General features: G+C 55.0%; 20 protein-coding genes. 12 read left to right on the forward strand and 8 right to left on the reverse strand.

Annotated features, from left to right (window positions below; all coding sequences use genetic code 11):
* Positions 1 to 183: 183 nt before the first annotated feature.
* From WG219_16890 to WG219_16915, 6 genes are all read left to right on the forward strand, one after another.
* Positions 184 to 1,518 carry an imelysin family protein gene (locus WG219_16890; GenBank protein WXL24970.1) on the forward strand — a complete coding sequence of 445 codons (1,335 nt, stop codon included), beginning with the start codon at positions 184 to 186 and terminating at the stop codon, positions 1,516 to 1,518.
* A gap of 160 nt (positions 1,519 to 1,678) precedes the next feature.
* Positions 1,679 to 3,094 (forward strand): di-heme oxidoredictase family protein, encoded by a 1,416-nt coding sequence (locus WG219_16895; protein ID WXL24971.1) that lies wholly within the window; start codon positions 1,679 to 1,681, stop codon positions 3,092 to 3,094.
* 11 nt (positions 3,095 to 3,105) lie between these two features.
* Positions 3,106 to 4,167, forward strand: a complete 1,062-nt coding sequence (locus WG219_16900; GenBank protein WXL24972.1) for an imelysin family protein — start codon at positions 3,106 to 3,108, stop codon at positions 4,165 to 4,167.
* 9 nt (positions 4,168 to 4,176) lie between these two features.
* A complete protein-coding gene (locus WG219_16905) occupies positions 4,177 to 5,274 on the forward strand; it encodes a DUF1513 domain-containing protein (GenBank protein WXL24973.1) in 1,098 nt (365 codons plus the stop codon).
* 242 nt (positions 5,275 to 5,516) lie between these two features.
* Complete coding sequence (locus tag WG219_16910; protein ID WXL24974.1) at positions 5,517 to 6,647, forward strand: efflux RND transporter periplasmic adaptor subunit; 1,131 nt, start codon at positions 5,517 to 5,519, stop codon at positions 6,645 to 6,647.
* A 27-nt stretch (positions 6,648 to 6,674) separates the two neighbouring features.
* Positions 6,675 to 9,716, forward strand: coding sequence for a multidrug efflux RND transporter permease subunit (locus tag WG219_16915; protein ID WXL24975.1), 3,042 nt, complete (start codon positions 6,675 to 6,677; stop codon positions 9,714 to 9,716).
* A 70-nt stretch (positions 9,717 to 9,786) separates the two neighbouring features.
* Here WG219_16915 and WG219_16920 read toward each other — a convergent pair whose 3' ends face one another.
* The 5 genes from WG219_16920 to WG219_16940 form a co-directional block, all read right to left on the reverse strand.
* Entirely contained in the window at positions 9,787 to 9,963 is a 177-nt protein-coding gene (locus WG219_16920) for a hypothetical protein (GenBank protein WXL24976.1), read from the reverse strand.
* 369 nt (positions 9,964 to 10,332) lie between these two features.
* Positions 10,333 to 11,976, reverse strand: coding sequence for a chaperonin GroEL (gene groL / locus WG219_16925; GenBank protein WXL24977.1), 1,644 nt, complete (start codon positions 11,974 to 11,976; stop codon positions 10,333 to 10,335).
* 58 nt (positions 11,977 to 12,034) lie between these two features.
* Positions 12,035 to 12,328, reverse strand: coding sequence for a co-chaperone GroES (locus tag WG219_16930; protein WXL24978.1), 294 nt, complete (start codon positions 12,326 to 12,328; stop codon positions 12,035 to 12,037).
* A 233-nt stretch (positions 12,329 to 12,561) separates the two neighbouring features.
* A complete protein-coding gene (locus WG219_16935) occupies positions 12,562 to 13,011 on the reverse strand; it encodes an FxsA family protein (protein WXL24979.1) in 450 nt (149 codons plus the stop codon).
* Positions 13,012 to 13,074: 63 nt separating this feature from the next.
* Positions 13,075 to 13,806, reverse strand: a complete 732-nt coding sequence (locus WG219_16940) for a DUF2470 domain-containing protein (protein ID WXL24980.1) — start codon at positions 13,804 to 13,806, stop codon at positions 13,075 to 13,077.
* A gap of 207 nt (positions 13,807 to 14,013) precedes the next feature.
* On the opposite strand from WG219_16940, the gene WG219_16945 reads away from it, so the two are divergent.
* Complete coding sequence (locus WG219_16945; protein WXL24981.1) at positions 14,014 to 14,772, forward strand: SDR family oxidoreductase; 759 nt, start codon at positions 14,014 to 14,016, stop codon at positions 14,770 to 14,772.
* A 68-nt stretch (positions 14,773 to 14,840) separates the two neighbouring features.
* On the opposite strand, the gene WG219_16950 is transcribed toward WG219_16945, so the two are convergent.
* Entirely contained in the window at positions 14,841 to 15,845 is a 1,005-nt protein-coding gene (locus tag WG219_16950; GenBank protein ID WXL24982.1) for a DUF481 domain-containing protein, read from the reverse strand.
* A 109-nt stretch (positions 15,846 to 15,954) separates the two neighbouring features.
* On the reverse strand, positions 15,955 to 16,956 hold the full coding sequence (locus WG219_16955) for a DUF481 domain-containing protein (GenBank protein ID WXL24983.1): 1,002 nt from the start codon (positions 16,954 to 16,956) through the stop codon (positions 15,955 to 15,957).
* A 43-nt stretch (positions 16,957 to 16,999) separates the two neighbouring features.
* Between WG219_16955 and WG219_16960 the strand changes: the two genes are divergently transcribed.
* Both WG219_16960 and WG219_16965 read left to right on the forward strand, forming a co-directional pair.
* Positions 17,000 to 17,344 (forward strand): MGMT family protein, encoded by a 345-nt coding sequence (locus WG219_16960; GenBank protein WXL24984.1) that lies wholly within the window; start codon positions 17,000 to 17,002, stop codon positions 17,342 to 17,344.
* Positions 17,345 to 17,387: 43 nt separating this feature from the next.
* Complete coding sequence (locus tag WG219_16965) at positions 17,388 to 18,923, forward strand: AmpG family muropeptide MFS transporter (protein ID WXL24985.1); 1,536 nt, start codon at positions 17,388 to 17,390, stop codon at positions 18,921 to 18,923.
* 83 nt (positions 18,924 to 19,006) lie between these two features.
* Here the strand turns inward: WG219_16965 and WG219_16970 are convergent, their stop codons facing one another.
* Positions 19,007 to 19,486 carry a YajQ family cyclic di-GMP-binding protein gene (locus WG219_16970; GenBank protein WXL24986.1) on the reverse strand — a complete coding sequence of 160 codons (480 nt, stop codon included), beginning with the start codon at positions 19,484 to 19,486 and terminating at the stop codon, positions 19,007 to 19,009.
* Positions 19,487 to 19,634: 148 nt separating this feature from the next.
* Between WG219_16970 and WG219_16975 the strand changes: the two genes are divergently transcribed.
* From WG219_16975 to WG219_16985, 3 genes are read left to right on the forward strand one after another with little or no spacing between them, the layout of a single operon-like run.
* Positions 19,635 to 20,600 carry a response regulator gene (locus WG219_16975; GenBank protein ID WXL24987.1) on the forward strand — a complete coding sequence of 322 codons (966 nt, stop codon included), beginning with the start codon at positions 19,635 to 19,637 and terminating at the stop codon, positions 20,598 to 20,600.
* A 5-nt stretch (positions 20,601 to 20,605) separates the two neighbouring features.
* Complete coding sequence (locus WG219_16980; protein WXL24988.1) at positions 20,606 to 21,520, forward strand: putative 2-dehydropantoate 2-reductase; 915 nt, start codon at positions 20,606 to 20,608, stop codon at positions 21,518 to 21,520.
* Positions 21,521 to 21,565: 45 nt separating this feature from the next.
* Complete coding sequence (locus WG219_16985; GenBank protein ID WXL24989.1) at positions 21,566 to 23,581, forward strand: ATP-binding protein; 2,016 nt, start codon at positions 21,566 to 21,568, stop codon at positions 23,579 to 23,581.
* Positions 23,582 to 23,583 lie beyond the last annotated feature (2 nt).

Below are 23,583 nucleotides of genomic sequence, written 5' to 3' on the forward strand. Positions count from 1 at the left end.
CGCGGCATTCAGCTTGATGCCGGATTTGAATCAATCAGCGCCGCACTGAATTCACATCCTGAATAACTCATACCTGAAAAGCTTGTAATAACCTTTTGCGCAAAATGAAAATCTTTCGCATTATTACTCAGCAATCATTTAACCTAGAACAAATGTCCACAACATCGGTTTAAGGATCACATCATGCTTCGTTCGCCACTGGCCTCCGCCAGCCTGCTCGCCCTTGCCATTGCTCTCGCCGGTTGCGGCGAAGACAAAGCGCCAGCCAGTCAAGCCGCTGCCCCTGCAGCTGCCAGCACCCAAGCAGCTCCAGTGGCTACCAGTGCCGTTGATGAAGCCGCTGGTAAAGCTGTTGTCAGCCACTACGCTGATCTCGCCTTGGCTGTATTCAGTGACGCAGCCAGCACCGGTAAAGCCCTGCAAACTGCCATTGACGCGCTGCTGGCCAACCCGACTGACGACACCCTGAAAGCTGCTCGCGAAGCTTGGTTGGCTGCTCGCGTACCGTACATGCAGACTGAAGTGTTCCGTTTCGGCAACGCCGTTGTTGACGACTGGGAAGGTCAGCTTAACGCATGGCCGCTGGACGAAGGCCTGATTGACTACGTTGCGGAAGACTATCAGCACGCACTGGGCAACCCTGGCGCCAGCGCTAACATCATCGCCAACACTGAAATTCAGGTCGGCGAGGACAAAATCGACGTCAGCAACATCACCCCAGAATTGCTGGCCAGCCTGAACGAACTTGGCGGCTCCGAAGCCAACGTTGCGACCGGCTACCATGCCATCGAATTCCTGCTGTGGGGCCAAGATCTCAACGGCACTAACCCGGGTGCGGGTGAGCGTCCAGTCAGCGACTTCCTGACAGGTGAAGGCGCCACAGGTGGCCACAATGAGCGTCGTCGCGCCTTCCTGAAAGCCGCCACCGACCTGCTGGTTACCGACCTGGAAGAGATGGTTGGCCAATGGCAATCCGGCAAGGCTGATAACTACCGCGCCAAGCTGGAGGCAGACACCGTAGAGAACGGCCTGCGTAAAATGCTCTTCGGCATGGGCAGCCTGTCCCTTGGTGAGCTGGCTGGCGAGCGTATGAAGGTCGCACTGGAAGCCAACTCTACTGAAGACGAGCACGATTGCTTCAGCGACAACACTCACAACTCGCACTTCTTCAACGGCAAAGGTATCCGCAACGTTTACCTGGGCGAATACAAGAAGGTCGACGGCACCACCCTGAGCGGCCCGAGCCTGTCCTCACTGGTAGCCAAAGTTGATGCAGCAACCGACACGGCGCTGAAAGCTGATCTGGAAGCCACTGAAGGCAAACTGCAAGTTTTGGTTGATAACGCCAACAATGGCAAACACTTCGACCAACTGATCGCCGCTGACAACAGCGAAGGCCAGCAGGTTGTTCGTGACGCTATCGCTGCCCTGGTTAAGCAGACCGGTTCCATCGAGCAAGCAGCCAGCAAACTGGGTATCAGCGATCTGAACCCAGACACAGCTGACCACGAGTTCTAAGCAACACCCTGCTTGACTACCGAAGCCGCAGCGACCGAAAGGCCTGCGGCTTTGCTACCTGCAATCAAGTAATAACCTGTTCATTGCCCTAGCGCAGGACTTACTTCAGAACGCGCTGATACCCTCACACGTTCGATTTTTTTGCTGTGGACCTTCCAGCATGCACGTCAAATACCGCACAGCACTGCTTCTTTTAACGAGCCTGTGCCTGAGCGCCTGTGATGAAGCACCGCGTTTTACGCATGCAGAACCCGGAGAAGCACTTTCCGGCGGTACTGCCACTGTAAATAAGGCTGATCAGAATGCCTTCTCTATGCCTTCGGCCAACCTATCCCCTGCACGCCGCTTAGACTTCAGCGTCGGCAATAGTTTTTTCCGTAACCCGTGGGTGATTGCTCCAACCACAACCACGGCCCGTGACGGTCTTGGTCCGTTGTTTAACACCAATGCCTGCCAGAACTGCCACATCAAAGATGGGCGCGGACATCCGCCAGGCCCGGACGCTAAATCCTCTGTTTCGATGCTGGTACGTCTATCGATCCCGGCATCCGATAAAGACGCCGAATATCTCCTGCGGCATGGCGTTGTTGCTGAGCCTACCTACGGCAACCAACTTCAAGACATGGCCGTACCCGGAGTCCGTCCGGAAGGCAAAATACGTGTCAGTTACAGCTACCAAACCATAACGCTTGCTGACGGAACGTCAGTCGAGTTGCGCAAACCGACACTGCAAATCAGTAACCTCGGCTATGGTGATTTCCACCACGGAACTCAGTTCTCCGCCCGCGTAGCCCCGCCCATGATCGGTTTAGGCCTGCTCGAAGCCATCCCAGAAGCGGCCATTCTGGCCAACGCCGACCCGGACGATAGCAACGGCGACGGCATCTCCGGCCGCCCCAACCAAGTCTGGGACCGGACGCAACAGCGCAGCGTTCTCGGGCGCTTCGGCTGGAAAGCCGGACAGCCTTCGCTGAACCAGCAGAATGCCGATGCTTTTGCCAACGACATGGGCCTGACCAGCAGTTTGATCGCACAAGATAACTGCACCCAAGCTCAGCCGGATTGCCTCAATGCCGCCAATGGCGGCGCTCCGGAAGTCAGCGACAACATCCTCTCGACCGTGCTGTTTTATACTCGCAACCTCGGCGTTCCTGCTCGACGAGACATCAATGAACCCGACGTTCTAAGGGGGAAAAATCTGTTCTACAGCGCAGGCTGCCAGAGCTGCCATACTCCTACGTTTACAACTGCTGCTGATGCAGCCGAACCGGAGCTGGCTAACCAGACCATCCGCCCTTACAGCGACCTGTTATTGCATGACATGGGCGAAGGCTTGGCGGATAACCGCTCTGAGTTTCAGGCCAACGGTCGTGAATGGCGGACACCGCCACTATGGGGCATAGGCCTGACCGAGCGTGTCAACGGCCATACACAGTTTCTGCACGATGGCCGCGCCCGTAATCTGCTGGAAGCCATCCTCTGGCACGGTGGAGAGGCTGAAGCGGCTAAGCAATATGTACTTAACCTGAATGCTGTCGAGCGCAAGGCGCTGCTGGCATTTCTCAATTCTCTGTAAAGGAACCGCTCATGATCCGTTCAACTCTGGGTCTATCCCTGATAGCACTGAGCCTTGCAGGATGCAGCCCAAGCGATCCCCATAAGGCCATCAGTAGCACGCTCACCGATGGTGTAATCATCCCCGCCTACAGCGCTTGGAGCGAGGCTGACCGCCAACTGGCCAGCAATGCCAAAGCTTTCTGCGCGGGTGAACAGACCCTGACCCAGGCCCGCCAGACTTTCAGCTCGGCGCAAAGCACATGGGCAGCGATCCAACCCGTTGCGCTGGGTCCATTAGCCGAGGGCAACCGTGCCTGGCAAATCCAATTCTGGCCGGATAAAAAGAACTTAGTTGCGCGTCAGGTTGAGGCACTGGTTAAGGCCAAGCCTGACCTGACGTCAGCTGATCTCGCCAAGGCCAGCGTCGTTGTTCAGGGCCTCACCGCTTACGAATACCTGCTGTTCGATCCTGCCCTGAACTTGGATGACAGCGAACAAAAAGCCCGCTACTGCCCATTGTTGACTGCAATCGGCGAGCACCAGCAGGTACTCGCTGCTGACATCCTCAGCCAGTGGCAAAGTAAAGATGGCATTGCGAGCCAACTGAAAAACTTCCCCAATGATCGCTATGCAGAGCCTCAGGAAGCGGTTACCGACATCCTGCGCACCCAAGTCAGCGCCATTGACGGTCTGAAAAAGAAGCTGGGAACCCCACTAGGCCGCCAAAGCAAAGGCCTGCCACAACCCTTCCAAGCAGAGGCATGGCGCAGCAAATCCAGCTTAGCCAACTTAGCCTCAAGCCTGGCCAGTGCTGAACGGGTGTGGTTGGGAGCAGAAAATGACGGCGTGCAGACCCTGCTCAGCGATAGCCAGCACGATCTGAAAGAACGGGTTAAATCCGCGTTTATTGACACTCGCCAGCGTCTTGCCAACATTCCGCGCCCGCTGACTGACATGCTCGCCGATGAGGCCGGACGTACCGAGCTCAATGCCCTGTATGACAGCCTCAATAATCTGCACCGTTTGCTTGAAGGCGAGGTGGCAAAAACCCTGGGTATTCAACTGGGCTTCAACGCCCACGATGGCGACTGATCCATGCCTATGAAGCGCCGTACCTTTCTGGGTCTCAGCAGTCTTGCCATCGCAGCCGCGGCTACCGGTGGCTGGAGCTACATGCATCAGGGGCCGGATGGCCCTTTGTTGCTTTCCGCACGCAATGACAACACAGGCCAACATTTAGCCGTCGGTTACTGGCTCGATGGCACGCAAGCGTTCGCCACCCCAGTCAAGGAACGCTGCCACGATGTCGTACCGCATCCAACCCAGCCATTGGCCCTCTTTGTCGGTCGCCGCCCCAGCACCGAGAGCTACTTAATTGATACCCGTACCGGGAAACTGCTACAGACTCTGACTTCACCTGCCAATCGCCATTTTTATGGCCACGCCATTTTCCACAAAGAGGGTGAATGGCTGTACGCCACAGAAAACGACACGACCGATCCAGGCAGAGGCGTTCTCGGCGTTTACCAATTAAGAGGTGAGCAGCTAGAGCGCGTCAGTGAAGTGTCTAGCCATGGTCTTGGCCCGCATCAACTGCTGTGGATGCCCGATGGCGAAACCATTGTCGTCGCTAACGGGGGCATCCGCACCGAGGCTGAAAGCCGTGTGGAGATGAATCTTGACGCCATGGAGGCCAGCCTCGTACTGATGCAACGTGACGGCACACTGGTCAGCAAAGAGCAGTTACCCGAGCAACAGAACAGCGTGCGTCACCTAGCTGTAGCCAAGGACGGCACTGTCGTCAGTGCTCAGCAATACATGGGCGAAGCGGAAGATTCAGTGCAACTCTTGGCCATTAAGCGTCCCGGCCAGCCCTTTCAGCATTTCCCGCTGAACGAAGCACAGCTGCAGATCATGAACCAATACACGGCCAGCGTGGCCATAAACAGTGAACTGCGCCTGTTGGCCATGACCGCACCACGCGGTAATCGCTTATTTATCTGGGACCTGGACAGCGCTGAGGTTCGACTAGATCAACACCTGCCAGACTGCGCAGGCATTGCTGCTACAGAGGGAGGTTTCGTCGTCTCCAGTGGCATCGGCCGTTGCCGCCACTATGACTGTACCGACAAGCAGATCACCAGCCGCGCCCTACTGCTACCTGCTGGGCTTTGGGATAATCACCTGCGTCTTGCGTGATGAATACCTGTAGGAGCATCGCTCTATGCTCCTACAAATTCGCATTAGGTTTTCGGTCAGTTCCTACCCGCAGAACGACTGATCAAGGCATCACCACTCGAAGCACCACTAGGCAAACCTGACCGACTGAATAACTATTCATAAAATGTTATGGCTGCTTTTTGACAGCCATAATCCATACGGACTATGGTGGTCGCTTGCCTATTTTTAGGCCATCTGAAGCCTCACCAAGGATATGAACTATGTTGCTTCGCCGCATGCTTATCATGCTGGGTCTCGTGTTGCTCGTGGTGCTGGTACTGGCTGCCTACAAAGGCTATTCCATCTACCAGCAAATTCAGATGTTCACCGCCCCACAGCCCGCGATTACGATTGAAGCAGCCATTGCGGAAGAACGCTCCTGGCAAAGCCGCTTGCCTGCAATCGGCACCCTAAAGGCTTATCAAGGTGTAGACCTCACGGTGGAGGTAGCGGGCACCGTACAACAAGTGCTGTTCAACTCTGGTGAAAAAGTCAGCATCAATCAACCGCTGATCCAGATGGAAAATGCTGTAGAACAGGCCACTCTCGCCACCGCACAGGCCGACCTGAGCCTGACCCGAGTTGAATTCGAGCGGGGCCGCACACTGGTTAATCGCCAGAGCATTTCCAAGAGTGAGTTCGACCGCCTTTCTGCCAACCTGAAAAAGGCCAATGCCACAGTTGAGCAACTACAGGCCCAACTGGCGAAGAAACGTATTCAGGCCCCCTTTTCTGGCACCATCGGCATCCGCCAAGTCGATGTCGGTGACTACTTGTCATCCGGCACCACCATCGCCACCCTTCAAGACCTGTCAAAACTCTACGTAGACTTCTTCCTGCCTGAGCACTTTGTGCCTCAACTGGCGATCGCGCAAAAGGTCCGGGTGACAGTTGCAGCCTATCCTGACGAAGTCTTTGAAGGCGAAATTGCCGCGATAAACCCTAAGGTTGAAGACACCACCCGCAACATCCAGGTGCGGGCCATTCTGCCTAACCCGGACAGCAAACTGCTGCCAGGCATGTTTGCCAACTTGAATGTGATTCTGCCGAACGATGAATCCCGCATTGTGGTTCCGGAAACTGCCATCACGTACACCCTCTACGGTAACTCGGTGTACGTCATCATCGAGAAAAAGGATGAGGACGGTCAGGTTGTCAAAGACGACAAAGGGCAGATCCAACTCGAAGTTGAACGCCGTTTTGTAGAAACAGGCGAGCGCCGCGAAGGTCAGGTCATCGTCTTAAAAGGCCTCAAAGCCGGCGAGCAAGTTGTCACCTCAGGCCAGCTCAAGCTGGATAACGGCTCTCACGTGCGCATTGCCGATGCCTCGTCCAAGTCGACCGCTGAGTAACCCTGAGCGGACACAAGGAACCTGATTATGGCCTTTACTGATCCCTTCATCCGACGCCCCGTACTGGCGACGGTTGTGAGCCTGCTGATTATCCTGCTGGGTTTACAGGCGTTCAACAAACTCACCATCCGCCAATACCCGGCCATGGAAAACGCCCTGATTACCGTGACCACCGCCTACCCCGGTGCCAACGCGGAGACCATACAGGGCTATATCACCCAGCCGCTGCAACAAAGTCTGGCCAGCGCTGACGGCATTGACTACATGACATCGGTCAGCCGCCAAAACGTTTCGGTGATCTCCATCTATGCCCGAATCGGCGCCAACAGCGACCGCCTCTTTACCGAGCTGCTGGCCAAAGCCAATGAGGTGAAGAACAAGCTGCCACAGTCCGCCGAAGACCCAGTACTGAGCAAAGAAGCGGCTGACTCCACCGCGCTGATGTACATCAGCTTTCACAGTGACCAGTTATCCAACCCACAGATTACCGATTACCTGTCACGGGTCATCCAGCCCAAACTGGCCACTCTGCCCGGCATGGCCGAGGCTGAAATCCTCGGCAATCAAGTCTTTGCCATGCGCCTGTGGCTGGACCCAGTGAAGATGGCCGCCTACAACGTTACCGCTGCCGACGTGAACAACGCCGTGCGTCGATACAACTTCCTCGCGGCGGCAGGTGAAGTAAAGGGTGAATATGTTGTCACCAGCATCAATGCTGAAACCGATCTGAAATCGGCCGAAGCCTTTGCTGCGATCCCCGTACTGACACAAGGCGACAGTCGCATACTGCTGCGTGATGTGGCACGGGTTGAAATGGGGGCCGAAAGCTACGACGCCATCAGTTCATTTGACGGTATTCCATCTGTATATATAGCAATCAAAGGCACCCCGGCGGCCAACCCGCTGGATGTGATCAAAGAAGTCCGGAGCGTGCTCCCAGAGCTTGAAGCACAATTGCCGCCCAATCTAAATGTGTCGATCGCCTACGACGCTACCCTATTTATTCAGGCCTCCATCGACGAAGTGGTGCAAACACTTGGCGAGGCCGTGTTAATCGTTATCGTCGTGGTATTCCTGTTCCTCGGGGCCTTGCGCTCGGTGGTGATTCCGGTAGTCACCATCCCGCTGTCGATGATCGGCGTGCTGTTCTTTATGCAGTTGATGGGCTACTCGATCAACCTACTCACCCTTCTGGCCATGGTGCTGGCCATTGGTCTGGTGGTGGATGACGCCATCGTCGTCGTCGAAAATATCCACCGTCATATAGAAGAAGGTAAAACACCTTTCGATGCGGCTCTGGCAGGTGCTCGGGAAATCGCAGTACCCGTGGTTTCGATGACAGTAACGCTGGCGGCGGTCTATGCACCGATTGGCTTTATGGAGGGGCTTACCGGCGCGTTGTTCAAGGAATTTGCCCTGACCCTGGCCGGAGCCGTGATTATCTCGGGCATCGTTGCTCTGACCTTGTCCCCCATGATGTGTTCCAGGCTACTGCGCCACGAAGAAAACCCTTCCGGACTGGCGCATAAGCTCGACCTGATTTTCGACAGCCTTAAGCAACGCTATCAGCGTGCGCTGCGTAGCACCATGGATACTCGGCCGGTCGTTATCCTGTTCGCCGTGATCGTGATGTGCCTGATTCCGGTATTCTTAAAATTCACCAAAAGTGAGCTGGCTCCTGAGGAAGATCAGGGCATCATTTTTATGATCGCCAACGCACCACAGACGGCTAACCTCGAGTACCTGAACAAGTACACCAATGAGTTCGTAGCGGCGTTTAAGTCCTTCCCTGAGTACTACTCCTCGTTCCAAATCAACGGGTTTAGCGGTGTCCAATCGGGCATTGGCGGGTTCATGATGACGCCATGGAATGAGCGCGAACGTAGCCAGATGGAGTTGCTGCCAGAAGTCCAGCAGCGCCTGTCCGAGATCGCCGGCCTGCAGATTTTCGGCTTTAACCTGCCCTCACTTCCAGGCACCGGTGAAGGTCTGCCGTTCCAGTTTGTAATCAACACCCCTAACGATTACGAATCACTGCTGCAAGTCGCTGACAAAGTTAAAAAGCGGGCCGAGGAATCGGGTAAGTTCGCCTTCCTCGACGTGGACTTGGCTTTCGATAAGCCTGAAGTGTTGGTAGACATCGACCGTGAGAAAGCGGCACAGATGGGCGTCTCCATGGAGGACATCGGCCTTACGCTGGCCAGCCTGCTGGGCGAAGGCGAGATCAACCGCTTTACCATCGATGGCCGTAGCTACAAGGTGATCGCGCAGGTTGAACGGCCTTACCGGGACAATCCGGGCTGGCTCAACAGCTATTATGTACGCAGTGAAAGCGGACAAATGCTGGCCCTGTCGACGCTGGTAAAAATCAGCGACCGCGCCCGCCCTACCCAGCTCAACCAGTTCCAACAGCTGAACTCCGCCATTGTTCAAGGTGTACCGATTGTGAGCATGGGCGAGGCAGTCGACACCATTACCGAGATCATGCGCGAAGAGGCACCAGCAGGCTTTGCCTACGACTTCGCAGGTTCATCCCGCCAGTTAGTGCAAGAAGGCAACGCTTTGTATGTGACCTTTGCCTTGGCCCTTGCCCTGATTTTCCTGGTGCTTGCTGCGCAGTTCGAGAGTTTCCGTGACCCGCTTGTGATCATGGTCACCGTGCCATTATCGATCTGCGGTGCATTGATTCCGCTGTTTCTTGGCTGGTCGAGCATGAACATCTACACCCAGGTGGGGCTGGTGACCTTGATCGGCCTGATCACCAAACATGGCATCCTAATCGTCGAGTTTGCCAATCAACTACGCCGCGAGAAGGGGCTTTCACGCCGTGAGGCAGTAGAGGAAGCCGCCGCCATCCGCCTGCGACCAGTTCTAATGACCACCGCTGCCATGGTCTTCGGCATGGTTCCACTGATTCTGGCAAGCGGCGCAGGTGCAGTCAGCCGTTTCGATATCGGTCTGGTGATCGCTACAGGCATGTCCATCGGCACCCTGTTCACCTTGTTCGTCCTTCCTTGCGTTTACAGTTTGCTGGCCAAGCCAGACGAACCGGCAAAACAAGCCCTCTAAACGGAAAAGCCCTGCATCTGCAGGGCTTTTTTATCTCAGGGGTGGCTAATCGCACGCTCAAACGCTGGGGTTAGTCCTGCGGACCGACGCCCTGTGCAAGACCAAACATCAACAATAACAAATCCTGATCGGGCCGGGCCTGCGCCACAGCAGCAGCCTTCATCGGCACCGGGCAGGCATCTACAGCAAAATGGCTGACAACCTGTGGTCGTGGCTCATGCCAAGCGGCAGCAGCCAGAGAGGCCACGCAGCACGCTCCGAGGACGAAAAGACTTCGTGCAACTACTGAGTTCATTGGCGCAACCTCTTGAAAGTGTTAAACATCACACTTGCATATTAGGGCATAGAAATTAGCACTGTTCATTTTTCGACCAACGGTGACACCCTTATCGGCGAAAAAATAGAACCATTGTTCTAAATATCATCCCTTTATCAATTAATTCACCTAATTACACAAGCACTGAATCGCATTAATGGCTGATTCTCGAAGTGTTTAATTGCGGCGACTCATACTCGCTGAGGTTCTCGAGACAATAAAAAACCCCGTGAACAAGTCACGGGGTTTTCTCAGCAGTGCGTTTCACCCAAGGGTGAAACGCTCAGGTTGCCGGGTGGCTTACATCATGCCGCCCATGCCACCCATACCGCCCATGCCGCCCATGTCAGGCATTGCCGGCTTGTCTTCAGCCACTTCAGCAATCATCGCTTCGGTGGTGATCATCAGGCTACCGATGGACGCAGCAGCTTGCAGCGCAGTACGGGTTACCTTAGCTGGGTCGAGAATACCCATCTCGATCATGTCGCCGTAGGTGTCAGTTGCAGCGTTGAAGCCGAAGTTGCCGGAACCTTGCTTCACTTTGTCGACCACTACGCTTGGCTCGCCGCCAGCGTTGGAAACGATCTGACGCAGCGGCGCTTCAACAGCGCGACGCAGCAGAGCGATACCGACGTTCTGATCAGCGTTGTCGCCTTTCAGCTCGCTGATGGCTTGCAGTGCGCGAACCAGCGCCACACCACCGCCAGGCACCACGCCTTCTTCAACGGCCGCACGGGTAGCGTGCAGGGCGTCTTCAACGCGGGCTTTCTTCTCTTTCATTTCAACTTCGGTACCGGCACCGACTTTGATCACGGCAACACCGCCAGCCAGTTTGGCCAGACGCTCTTGCAGCTTCTCTTTGTCGTAGTCGGAAGAAGTTTCTTCGATCTGCTTACGGATCTGAGCAACGCGGGCTTCGATATCAACCTGCTGACCAGCACCATCGATGATGGTGGTGTTTTCTTTGCTCAGAACAACGCGCTTGGCGTTACCCAGGTGCTCCAGAGTAGCGCCTTCCAGGCTCAGACCTACTTCTTCGCTGATCACAGTACCGCCAGTCAGGATAGCGATATCCTGCAGCATGGCCTTACGACGATCACCGAAGCCCGGAGCTTTAACAGCAGCGACTTTAACGATGCCGCGCATGTTGTTCACAACCAGAGTAGCCAGTGCTTCGCCTTCAACGTCTTCTGCAACGATCAGCAGCGGACGGCCGGCTTTAGCGACAGCTTCCAGAACTGGCAGCAGCTCACGGATGTTGGAGATTTTCTTGTCAACCAGCAGGATCAGCGGACCATCCAGCTCAGCGACCATGGTGTCCGGCTTGTTGATGAAGTACGGGGACAGGTAGCCACGGTCAAACTGCATGCCTTCAACAACAGACAGTTCGTTTTCCAGGCCCGAGCCCTCTTCAACGGTGATAACGCCTTCTTTACCGACTTTTTCCATGGCTTCGGCAATGATGTCACCGATAGAGTTGTCGGAGTTGGCGGAGATGGTACCAACCTGAGCGATCGCTTTGGTGTCAGCGCATGGCTTAGCCAGCGCTTTGATCTCGTTAACGATAGCGATGGTGGCTTTGTCGATACCACGCTTCAGGTCCATCGGGTTCATGCCAGCAGCAACAGCTTTCAGGCCTTCGTTAACGATCGCCTGAGCCAGAACGGTAGCCGTGGTAGTACCGTCACCAGCAGCGTCGTTAGCCTTGGAAGCAACGTCTTTAACCAGCTGAGCGCCCATGTTTTCGAACTTGTCTTTCAGCTCGATTTCTTTGGCAACCGAAACACCGTCTTTGGTGATGGTCGGAGCACCGAAGCTCTTGTCCAGAACAACGTTACGGCCTTTTGGGCCCAGAGTGGCTTTTACTGCGTCAGCCAGTACGTTAACGCCGGTGAGCATTTTCTTGCGGGCGGAATCGCCGAATTTAACTTCTTTAGCAGCCATGATGGTTATTCCTTAATTCGTTCAGATAGAGCGGAATTCGTAGCGACTTGCGCTGAAATCAACCTTCGAGGACAGCGAGGATTTCGTTCTCGCTCATCACCAGCAGGTCTTCGCCGTCGACCTTGATGGTGTTGCTGCCGGAATATGGACCAAACACCACCTTGTCACCGACTTTAACGGCCAGAGCACGTACTTCACCGTTGTCCAGCACGCGGCCAGTACCTACGGCGACAACTTCGCCACGGTTCGGCTTTTCAGCAGCGGAACCCGGCAGCACGATGCCACCAGCGGTTTTCGATTCTTCTTCGCTGCGGCGGATAACGACGCGGTCATGCAGAGGACGAAGCTTCATTGTCGATCTCTCCTAGATAAGTGTTTTACATAGACCAGTGACATCCACTGGCTGATTAGCAAAGTCCGGCTCGTGCCGGTCGCGTTGTACACAGGCACAACGCTGAATTGTGTACTGCCAATAAGGCAGAAACCTTGCAGTGCTAACTACATGAGGGTGCCAGAAGGGATTTCAAGGGCTAGCAGGAGAAATTTTTTAAGTCCCTGAAAGCCCTGAATTTATGCGGGCGGGAATTAGTCCCGGCGTTCAAATTCACCTTCCAGCACGTTCGGACGGGTTTGACCGGAACGGGCTGCGGCGTCATCAAAGAAGGCACGCTGACGTTCGGCCTGCTCGGCTGCACGGGCGCGCATTTTCCCAATCAGAAAGCGGCGGGTGAGCGGCAGCAGGCAGAGCAAACCGATAATGTCGCTGATAAAGCCCGGCAACAGCAGCAAGCCGCCGCCAAGGGCCATAAACAAGCCATCAAACATTTCCTCTTCCGGCATTTCGCCACGTGCCAGTCGCTCGCGGGCACGCAAGGCCGTGGCGACCCCTGCCAAACGCAGCAGGAACGCGCCGAGGATGCCCGAGCCGATGATCAGCAACAGCGTCGATAGCACGCCAATACTGCTGCCCACTTTGATGATTACGGCCAGTTCGAGAATCGGGAACAGCACAAAGAGAAACAAAAATGCACGCATTAAGAATTCCTTCACGGAAGATCAGCTTCCAGTACTACTGAAGTATGGGGCATTAGCCTGAATTCAAGCTGAAGACTGCTCAACGGCAGGCCATTGTGTAGCGCGAGCCAATGCCACCAAGGCCTGACGCACCTCCAGCGGACTGTTACAAGATGTTGGAAATGCCAACCAATGAATGCGCTGACCAATACGCAGGTGAAAACCTTCGGTGTCGATGCCTACCATCTGAGCTTCGGGCTCGTTGGGTAAACCGGCCAACTCAACGTAGTGGGCAATGGCTTGGGCATGATCACTATTCATGTGTTCCAGCATGCTCACACCGCTCTCACCGGCAAACGGATTGGCCAGTGCCACCTGATCCAGCCAGTTGATTGCCCCAAAACCACCGATAAAGCGCCAGCGCACCGGGTTCAAGCGCCAGAAGTCGAAGTCATGGGCTTTCTGATAGTCCTGAGCATCAGGGAAATAGCGGTAGTAACGCTGGGCTGCCTGATCGATTTGCTGCTCGCCCTCCAGCTTCACCGCCTCCGCCAGCAGGGTTAGTCGGCCGGCAGCCTGCACATCTGCGGCCTCTCTTTCACCAACCAACAACGAACATTTATTGTCCTTCAGCAGATTATGCGTGTGCTGGGCAATTCGGCTGATCAAAATCAGTGGAAAGCCTTCGGCATCAAGGCAATACGGCACTACAGAGCCAAATGGAAAGCCCGGCATGGCCTTGGAATGAGTACTCAACACACCACGGTACTCCTTGAGCAGCAAATGCCGTGCATGCATACTCGCGTTGATGCTCATCTTATGACTCCTTAAAAGAATCCGTTACATCGGACAGACACTACTAAGTTTACGCGTACAAAGCCGGCAAGATTACACCTAAGAACTCGCCTCAAGACTCACACGTCAGGCCCTCCCAGGTCAGCTGCCACAGCCGTTCATTCTGATCGGCCGTCCGCACAGTCGTGTGTAAGTCTGCAAGGCACTCGTAAAACAGAGGAACAGGCAATGCAGCTCAAAGATAAAGTCATCATCATCACTGGCGGCGGCCAGGGTCTGGGTCGCGCCATGGCAGAATACCTGGCAGGCAAAGGCAGTAAACTGGCACTGGTCGATCTGAACCAAGAGCGCCTTGATGAAGCGGTTGCCGCCTGCAAAGCACTCGGTGTTGAAGCCCGCTCCTATATTTGCAACGTGGCCAACGAAGAGCAGGTGACCCAAACAGTCAACCAAGTCGCCAACGATTTCGGCGCCATCAACGGCCTGGTGAATAATGCCGGCATCCTGCGTGATGGCCTGACCATCAAAGTTAAAGACGGCGAGCTGAGCAAGCTGACCCTGGCTCAGTGGCAGGCGGTCATCGACGTCAACCTGACCGGCGTGTTCCTGTGCACCCGTGAAGTGGCTGCAAAAATGATCGAGCTGAAAAACGAAGGCGCGATCATCAATATCTCTTCTATTTCACGTGCGGGTAACGTCGGCCAAGCCAACTACTCGGCTGCTAAGGCAGGTGTTGCTGCTGATACCGTGGTTTGGGCCAAAGAGCTGGCGCGCTATGGCATCCGGGTTGCTGGGGTGGCGCCGGGCTTTATCGAAACCGAAATGGTTGCCAGCATGAAGCCAGAAGCACTTGAGCGCATGACCGCTGGTATCCCACTGCGTCGCATGGGCAAGCCTGCGGAAATCGCCCACTCGGTGGCCTACATCCTGGAAAACGACTATTACACCGGTCGTGTACTGGAGCTGGACGGCGGTCTGCGTCTGTAAGGGCAATACCACTGCGAAAACAAAAAGCCCCGCCTATGCGGGGCTTTTTTGTTGCATCACGTGATGACTTACCAACCGACGCCAAAGCCCAGCGTGTAGCGGGTTTCGTCCATATCGCCCTCGGAGCCGCTGACAATATCCTTCTCAGCACGCATATTCAGCGAAGCCCAGTCAGTGACTTTGTAACGCAAGCCAACAGCGGCATCTAGGGTGTAATCAGCTACGCTGTCCAGCGGCTTGCCCAGATCGCCATCACTGAACAACTCAATGTTCTTACCAAACAGATAGCGGTTGTAATCCCACTTAAGACCGGCCGAATAGAAGTTCTCCTTGTCACCATTGGCGAACTCATAGTCAGTACGGTTAAGCAGGCCTGCGACGGAAAATGCGCCTAGCTCGTTGTCCCAGAACTGATAACCGGGGCCCGAACCCAACGTGCGCTGACGATGCAAGTCTTCAATATCGTCGCGCTTATACTCAGCGCGGCCTTGCCAGAACCAGTGCTCCGTAAGGAAGCGGTCAAGGGCGTATTCGACGCTCCAGTTGTCAGTAGTCTCGACTTCGTCACGCAGCTCTCGGTTGTATTGAGCTTTTGCGTTATGACGCCACAAGCCATGACGAGCCTGGGTTTTCAGGTTGATGTCGTAATCGTCGGTATCCCTGTCAGCACGCTTGTAGTCTACAGAAGCGTCAACGTTGCCCTTCCAGGTGAAGTCCTCCACCAAGGGCTTGGGTTTGAGAATTTGTTCGATGCTGGCCAGCTCAACAGTTTTCGGCGTATCGCCATTGGCCAAGGTAACCTTGCCCTCTTCAGCGGGCTGGAGAGACTTGGCGCGCTCGCCGGTTACGGCATCCTGCTTCACCAACATCTCTTGATCGCTTTCAAGCGTTGCGATCTTTTTCCAGTCCAGCGCGATATTTCCACCGTACTCAGTTTCGAGTACCAGCTTGCTACCGTCGTAGAATTTGATCTTACCGGTGAGGCGGTCACCGTTTTTCAACCAAACGGTATCAGCCATGGCCGAAGCAGTTGGAACAAGCAGAGCCAAGCACAACAAAGTTTTAGGAGACATAAAACAAAAGCAGCAGGTGAGTTTGCGAAGGGCGGCATTATGCGTATCCGCCCCTTTAAGGCAAGTAATGACTGTCGTACGGATTTAAAGTTCAGATAATACTTATTTACTACCAGCCAACCCCGACACCTATGAGATAGCGGCGACCACTGCTTGTCTGCCCAAGCCCCCGCGCCTGATCCAATTCGTACAACAAAGACAATCGCGCCCACTCATTCAGTCGGTAACGCAGGCCATATTCGCTGTCCAGCACATAGTCGACTGAGTCGATATCGGGTATCTGAAGCTCTCCGGTGCTGTACAACTCCACACGCGTACCAAACAACAGACGCTTGTAATCCCAGCCGATGGAGGCTGTATTAAACGTCAGCTCCTCATCCTCAGTATCCAAACGCAATCGATTACCCTGGACGATCACATCCAGGCGCCCCAATTCGTTATCCCAGAACCGATAGCCAGGCCCAGTGCCGATAGAACGCTGACGATTAAAGAACTCGAACTCATCTTCATCCTGCTCAGCACTCACTCGCCAAAACCAGTGATCAGTAATGAAGCGGTCAAGGCTGTACTCAAGTTGCCAGTTATCAGCCGTTTTATTGTCATTTTTGATCTTTCGCTCAAGCTCGCCATTGAGCACGTGACGCCATTTACCATGCTCAATACGGGTGTCGCCCTTCACTTTCCACTCATCACTGTGGTTGTCGTCGCGCTTCATATCCAGCTTGGCATCCAAGTTCCCTTCCATCACTCGGTCCTGTAGCAATGGGCGAGGCGGTATCAAGCGGTCAATGCTGGACAACTCAACAATCTGCTCCTGTGAGTTGATTACTTTTACCGATCCTTTGTCCGCGGCGGCCAACTGGTTGCTATGCTCACTGTCGAAGCCTTTGCGACGAACCATCAAAGGTTTCTCAGAACTGAGCGTTTCGACCTCCTTCCAGGCAATCAGCACTTGCCCCGCATAACGCGTTTTTAGTGCCAGCTTGCCACCATCCAGGAGCAGAATTTCGCCAGTCAGTCGATCGCCGTTGTTAAGCCACACCGTGTCAGACCACGCCAACAGAGGCTGAATGAGCGCACAGATACACAAAATGGAACGTAAGAGCGTCATAAAAGGTCCACACACCAAGGCAGATCAAAGGACAGAGAATGCCGTGGCATTAGAGCCATCAGCAAGTCAGACAGAACGCAGGTCCAGCCTCTACGGTGCGTTGGCACATATTCCGGCGGGCAAAGTGGTGACTTATGGGCAACTGGCGGAGCTCGCCGGATTGGGCCGCGCAGCACGCTGGGTCGGCCGCACACTCAGCCAGTTACCCGAGGGCACGACCCTCCCCTGGCATCGTGTTATCGCGTCCGGAGGACGCCTTAGCCTGCCAGCAGGAACACCTGCAGGAGAAGAACAACGTCGCAGATTAAAGGAGGAAGGGATTTTCTTGAGCAATGACAGGGTCGATATGACACAACATGGCTGGCGCATGATGGATCACAGCGGTTAGAGTGCGCCCTTTACACACTTCTACTTCAGGCTAATACCTGCCAATGCCCCGTAAAAGCTGGCGTGATGCCATCGCCGCCTACTCCAGTCCCTCTACTTTGGTTCTGCTCCTACTGGGATTTGCAGCAGGTCTACCGTACATGTTGGTGTTCTCGACCCTGTCCGTGTGGCTGCGCGAAGCAGGCGTTGCGCGGGACACAATCGGTTTTGCCAGCCTGATTGGTCTGGCGTATGCCTTTAAGTGGGTCTGGTCACCCTTATTGGATCAATGGCGTTTGCCTCTGCTCGGCCATTTGGGGCGTCGCCGCTCATGGCTGATCCTCTCTCAGATTTTGATCGCCATTGGGCTTGCTGGCATGGCGCTGTGCAACCCTCAAACCCATTTAACGTGGCTGATCTCCCTCGCTGTGTTGGTTGCATTTGCCTCGGCAACGCAAGATATCGCGGTTGACGCCTACCGCCTGGAAATCGTCGATGACACACGCCAAGCTGCCCTGGCCGCCAGCTACATGGCAGGCTATCGAGTAGCAGCTTTGCTCGCGACGGCGGGCGCCTTGTATTTCGCTGAAGGTTTTGGCTCAACCATCCTGCTTTACCAGCATGCGGCCTGGGCCGGTACCTATTTGCTGTTCGCCCTGCTGATGTTGCCCGGCCTTTTGACCAGTGTGTGGATGCGTGAGCCTGATGTTGCCCTCCGCACCCAGCTGGCAGCTGCCCGTTATGGGTTTAGCCATCAGATCGCATCAGTACTGGTGCTGATTGTACTGCTGGTTTCCGTACCAGCCATGTGCACGCAGTTTTACCGCACAGACTTCCCAAGCGTAATCAACGGCGACATGAGCATGCTTGATTTGCTGCTGGAAGACCGGGCCTTCCTGCGTGCGATCATGTACACCATCTTCACCGCCCTTTGCCTGTCCTCAATGGGACGTCGCGGCCTGGCCCCAGTCCTCACACCGGTCAACGACTTTATCCATCGCTACCGCTGGCAGGCCTTCCTGTTACTAGGGCTGATTGCCACCTACCGTATGTCCGACACGGTCATGGGTGTGATGGCTAACGTGTTCTATATCGACCAAGGTTTTACCAAGGACCAGATCGCCAGTGTCAGCAAGCTGTTCGGGCTGGTCATGACGCTGGTAGGCGCAGGTGTCGGTGGTTTGTTGATTGTTCGTTTCGGCATTCTGCCGATCCTGTTTATCGGCGGCGCTGCGTCGGCTGCCACCAACCTGCTGTTTCTTATGCTCACGGGCATGGGCGCCCATCTGCAGATGTTGATTGTCACCATTTCGGCCGATAACTTCAGCGCAGGCCTGGCCACCGCTGCGTTCGTAGCCTATCTGTCGAGCCTGACCAACCTTAAATTCTCAGCGACCCAGTACGCCTTGCTCAGCTCAATCATGCTGCTACTGCCAAGGTTGATTGGCGGTTATTCAGGGGTAATGGTTGAGAAGTTAGGCTATGAAGACTTCTTCCTAGTAACCGCGATATTGGGTATCCCGACCCTTATCCTTATCCTCATCCAGTGGCGTAAACAAGCCGTTGCCATAGATGCCCCAGCTGAGCCCGAAACTAAATAATTGCGCTCAATAAAAAACGCCACATGAACGTGGCGTTTTTTATTGCTAAACGGCACTCACTGCCAGCAGCAACTTCAGCTCAGTTAGTCGCGGAAGTTGTTGAACTGTAGTGGCATGCCAAAGTCCTTGCCACGCAGCGAGGCAATTGCCTCCTGCAGGTCGTCCCGTTTCTTGCCGGTGATACGCACCTGCTCACCCTGAATCGAAGCCTGCACCTTGAGCTTGGTATCCTTGACGTGGCCAACGATCTTCTTCGCCAGCTCTTTGTCGATCCCTTCACGCAGAATGACTTCTTGCTTAACGACTTTGCCGGAAGGGTAAGCGTCTTTGAACTCCAGGCATTGCACGTCGATCTTGCGTTTGACCAGACTCAGCTTGAGAATTTCAATCATCTGCTCCAGCTGGAAATCGGCATCAGCAGTCAGATTGACAGTCAGCTCCTTGAGCTCAAAGCTGCCCTTGCCGCGCAAATCATAGCGACGCTCCAGCTCTTTGATCGCATTGTCGATAGCATTAGTGACTTCATGTTTGTCCAGTTCGGACACAACGTCGAACGAAGGCATGGTTTTACTCCACATACAGGGTGCCCAATGATTGCAAACATATGGCACCTAGCTTGACGATTAAAAAAACTACCCATTATATAGCGTACAAACACCGCCCGACGATGTATCGGGCCTTATTGGCAACTACCTCTTACGAGTCTGCCCCATGCCAACGCCACACCTGAGTATCCTAGTCGTCGATGATGCCAAATTCTCCAGCGCCATGATCGGCCGCGCACTCAGCCAGGCGGGCTATCAGGATATTCGCTTCGCCAGTAGCGCCGCGGAAGCGCTGGAGCAATTGGAGACACGTCCGGCCAGCGTCTTGCTGGCTGATTGGTTAATGCCTGAAATGAATGGTCTGGAGCTGACCATGCGGGTTCGTCAGCTTGATGAAATGACCAACCACTACACCTATATCGTCCTTTTGACAGGTAAAGAGGGCGATAACGTCATGAGCGAAGCCTTCGACAGTGGCGTCGATGACTTCATCAGCAAATCCTCCATGAGTGAACAGCTTCTGCCTCGCATTTATGCAGCAGATCGCCTGTGCAACAGCCTGCATCGGTTGATGCAGGAAAATCAGTTGCTGCTCGACAACATTGCAGCGCTGGAACAACGCAATCTGGTAGACCCACTGACAGGACTGGGCAACAGTCGCTACCTGCAGCAAAAGATGCTCGATAGCCTGCGTCAGGTTGAGTCACGCGGCGGAGCCATGTGCTACCTGCTGATTGGCCTGCAAGACAGCCAAGAGCTCAAGCTGCAATATGGTGAAGGCTTTTATCAGGAGTTACTCAGCAGCGTAGCCCGGCGCCTGCAACAACTGGTTCGCCCACTGGATGTGCTGACGCGTCTCGACGACAGTCATTTCGGTCTGATTACCCTGATCGAAGATTTACATGAGTGTTCGCCCAGCAGCTTCAAACGACTCCATGAAGGCATCAACCTCAAGGCTTTCAAAACCAGCGAAGGCTTTATCAGCCTCAAGGCAGGCATCAGCCTGATCGGCCTAAACGCCAAGAGTCTGCCCTGCGCCCCTGCTCAGATCATGCAGCAAGCCAGCCGCCTGCTGCCTGAATCCCACAGTACCGGCCGCGTCACGGCGCTGCGCTTACAGACGGCCAACTAACCACCGTGAGCAAATGGCATATTCTCGGCGCTGGTAGCCTCGGTTCATTATGGGCAGCAAGACTGGCACAGGCTGGTTTACAGGTTCAGCTAATTCTACGCACCCCAGCACGGGTTGATGCCTACGTGCAGGCCGGCGGTTTGACCCTTGTGGATCAGGGGCAAGCTCGTCTGTATCCGATCCCCGCTCAGCCTACCACCCATGATGAACCCATTCGGCGCTTGCTCGTAGCCTGCAAAGCCTATGACGCCGTGTCCGCAGTGACTCAAGTGGCTCACAGACTGGTCGAGGGTGCCGAGATTATCCTGCTGCAAAATGGCTTGGGCAGCCAGGAGCAAGTGGCGCGCAGCGTGCCGCACACCCACTGTATTTTTGCCTCCAGCACCGAGGGCGCCTTTCGCAAGGCCGACTTTGAAGTGGTGTATGCCGGCAAAGGGCATACTTGGTTCGGCGATGCCCAAGGCAATGCGGCGCCGAATTGGTTGGATGAGCTCAGCAAAGCCGGCATCAGCCACGACTGGACCGATAACATCCTCAGCCGCCTGTGGCGCAAGCTGGCTATCAATTGTGCAATTAATCCGCTGACGGTCCTCTACGACTGCCGTAACGGAGGGCTGCTCGACCACACTGACGAAGTCGCCAGCCTGTGTCAGGAGCTGGCGATCCTCTTGCACCGCAGCGGCCATCCCGAGGCGGCTGCAGATCTGTATAGCGATGTAGTAAAAGTCATTCAGGGTACCGCCAACAACTACTCATCCATGTATCAGGACGTCAGCCAGAGCCGCCGAACCGAAATTGCCTATTTGCTCGGTTATGCCTGCCAGAAGATCGATGATTTGCAGCTCCAACTACCGCACCTTCAAGCTGTTCACCTACGCCTGCTGACATTACTGAAGGAACGTGGATTGCCGAGCCACTGAGGCCGCGCTACCCTGCCCTGAACTTGTTCACACGACACACCCTCCATGCTTCTGCGTCAGCGCCTCGAAAACCTCCCGGTTGGCCGTAAAATTCTGGTTGCCTTGCTGGCATTGCTTGCAACGGTAATGCTCGTAGCCAACTTGGCGTTTATCAGCGCGGCGTACTGGATTTCGCAAGAAAGTGTAGCCCCGCAAGCCCTGAAAACCCTTGCCCAGCTCATTGCGACCCCGCAACTGAGCGAGCAGGCGCTTGCCTCCAAAGCCAGTGCCGATGAGTTGCTGAAACGCCTCAATGACTACTCCCCGTTGCGCGCCGCTGTTATTTACGACGGCCAGGGCAATTTACTCACCCAGCTGCAGCGCGGCACACGCCTGCAAGTGCCGCAGTACTTAGAGGAGGTCCGCTCCTGGCAGCATCAGGAGTTCCGCATCAGCCAGCTGGTCGAGCTACCACGCAAAGGAGGGAACAATGGTTACCTGCTGCTGGTGGCGTCCAGTGAGCTGCCCGGAGCGTTCTATACCGGCACCCTGACGGCCAGTGTGGTTATCCTGATTTTCAGTGTCCTGCTTTGGTTCTTTATCTCCCGCGAAGTAAAACGCTTGATCACCCGCCCTATCCGCAGCCTGGAAGAGCTGTCGCATCAAGTCACCCGCGAGGAAAACTACGCGCTGCGTGCTGAGCCCGGTAATGGCGATGAAATCGGACGATTGGCTGAAGCATTCAACACAATGCTGGTTCGTATTGAAGCCCGTGAGCAGCAGTTGAAACGTGCGCGAGACGATGCCCAACAAGCCTTCGACCAAGCCCGTGACCTGGCTGAAGAGACTCGTCGCTCCAATCGCAAGCTGGAACTAGAAGTTCAGGTACGCGGTAAAATCGAGAAAAAACTCACCGGCTTCCAGAACTACCTCAACAGCATTATCGACTCCATGCCATCAGCCCTGATCGCACTGGACGACCAGCTTTACGTCAGTCAATGGAACCAAGAAGCCAGCAGAATTTCAGGCTCCGCGCTGGATGAAGCACTCGGCCAACCCATCGTTCTCGCTTTCCAGCACCTGAAACCGTACCTACACAAAATGCGCCGCGCCATTGAGCAGCATGAGGTGGTCAAGATTGAGCGGGTTACCTGGGGCATCGACGGTCAGCCGCGACACTTCTCCCTGACCTTTTACCCACTCAGCGGCAGCAGTGGCCGCGGTGTCGTGATCCGTATTGACGACATCACCGAGCGCCTGAATCTGGAAGAAATGATGGTGCAGTCCGAAAAGATGCTCTCAGTCGGCGGCCTCGCAGCGGGGATGGCTCACGAAATCAACAACCCATTAGGGGCCATCCTGCACAACGTACAAAACATCCGCCGGCGCCTTTCTCCTGAACTGGAGAAAAACCACGAGCAGGCCAGACTGGCAGGTATCAGCCTCCAAGCCATCGACCAGTATCTGCACGGAAGGGAGATTCCCGGCCTGCTGGATGGCATTCAACAAGCTGGCAGCCGCGCCGCAAAGATTGTCAGCCACATGCTTAATTTCAGCCGTCGCAGTGACCGCCAACTTACCCTGTGCGACCTGTCGAAACTGATTGATCAAGCCGTCGAAATCGCCAGCAATGACTTCGACCTGACCGAAAGTTTCGACTTTAAGGGCTTAGAAATCGAACGGGACTTCGACCCCGCTCTGCCTGACGTTCCAACCACTGCTAACGAACTGGAGCAGGTACTGCTGAACTTGCTAAAAAATGCTGCCCAAGCGATTCATCAGCATGAGCGTGGCACCCCCGGCAAGATTACCCTGCGCACACGTTTGAGCCCGCCATGGGCTGAGATTCAAGTGGAAGACAACGGCATGGGGATGTCAGAACTGGTGCGCAAACGTATTTTCGAGCCCTTCTTCACCACCAAGGAGGTCGGCCAAGGCACTGGACTTGGGCTTTCTGTCTCCTACTTCATCATCACCAACAACCATAAAGGGCAAATGGAAGTGCATTCCAAACTTGGCCAGGGCACCTGCTTCACCCTGCGCCTGCCTCTGGAAGCCGCCAACCCCGATACAGGCAACTAATT

This window comes from Pseudomonas mendocina, assembly GCA_037482215.1.
Taxonomy (GTDB): domain Bacteria; phylum Pseudomonadota; class Gammaproteobacteria; order Pseudomonadales; family Pseudomonadaceae; genus Aquipseudomonas; species Aquipseudomonas mendocina_E.

Coding starts and splice junctions, on each gene's coding strand:
- WG219_16890 (WXL24970.1), top strand. CDS start 184: ATGCTTCGTTCGCCACTGGCCTCCGCCAGCCTGCTCGCCCTTGCCATT.
- WG219_16895 (WXL24971.1), top strand. CDS start 1,679: ATGCACGTCAAATACCGCACAGCACTGCTTCTTTTAACGAGCCTGTGC.
- WG219_16900 (WXL24972.1), top strand. CDS start 3,106: ATGATCCGTTCAACTCTGGGTCTATCCCTGATAGCACTGAGCCTTGCA.
- WG219_16905 (WXL24973.1), top strand. CDS start 4,177: ATGAAGCGCCGTACCTTTCTGGGTCTCAGCAGTCTTGCCATCGCAGCC.
- WG219_16910 (WXL24974.1), top strand. CDS start 5,517: ATGTTGCTTCGCCGCATGCTTATCATGCTGGGTCTCGTGTTGCTCGTG.
- WG219_16915 (WXL24975.1), top strand. CDS start 6,675: ATGGCCTTTACTGATCCCTTCATCCGACGCCCCGTACTGGCGACGGTT.
- groL (WXL24977.1), bottom strand. CDS start 11,976: ATGGCTGCTAAAGAAGTTAAATTCGGCGATTCCGCCCGCAAGAAAATG.
- WG219_16930 (WXL24978.1), bottom strand. CDS start 12,328: ATGAAGCTTCGTCCTCTGCATGACCGCGTCGTTATCCGCCGCAGCGAA.
- WG219_16935 (WXL24979.1), bottom strand. CDS start 13,011: ATGCGTGCATTTTTGTTTCTCTTTGTGCTGTTCCCGATTCTCGAACTG.
- WG219_16940 (WXL24980.1), bottom strand. CDS start 13,806: ATGAGCATCAACGCGAGTATGCATGCACGGCATTTGCTGCTCAAGGAG.
- WG219_16945 (WXL24981.1), top strand. CDS start 14,014: ATGCAGCTCAAAGATAAAGTCATCATCATCACTGGCGGCGGCCAGGGT.
- WG219_16950 (WXL24982.1), bottom strand. CDS start 15,845: ATGTCTCCTAAAACTTTGTTGTGCTTGGCTCTGCTTGTTCCAACTGCT.
- WG219_16955 (WXL24983.1), bottom strand. CDS start 16,956: ATGACGCTCTTACGTTCCATTTTGTGTATCTGTGCGCTCATTCAGCCT.
- WG219_16965 (WXL24985.1), top strand. CDS start 17,388: ATGCCCCGTAAAAGCTGGCGTGATGCCATCGCCGCCTACTCCAGTCCC.
- WG219_16970 (WXL24986.1), bottom strand. CDS start 19,486: ATGCCTTCGTTCGACGTTGTGTCCGAACTGGACAAACATGAAGTCACT.
- WG219_16975 (WXL24987.1), top strand. CDS start 19,635: ATGCCAACGCCACACCTGAGTATCCTAGTCGTCGATGATGCCAAATTC.
- WG219_16985 (WXL24989.1), top strand. CDS start 21,566: ATGCTTCTGCGTCAGCGCCTCGAAAACCTCCCGGTTGGCCGTAAAATT.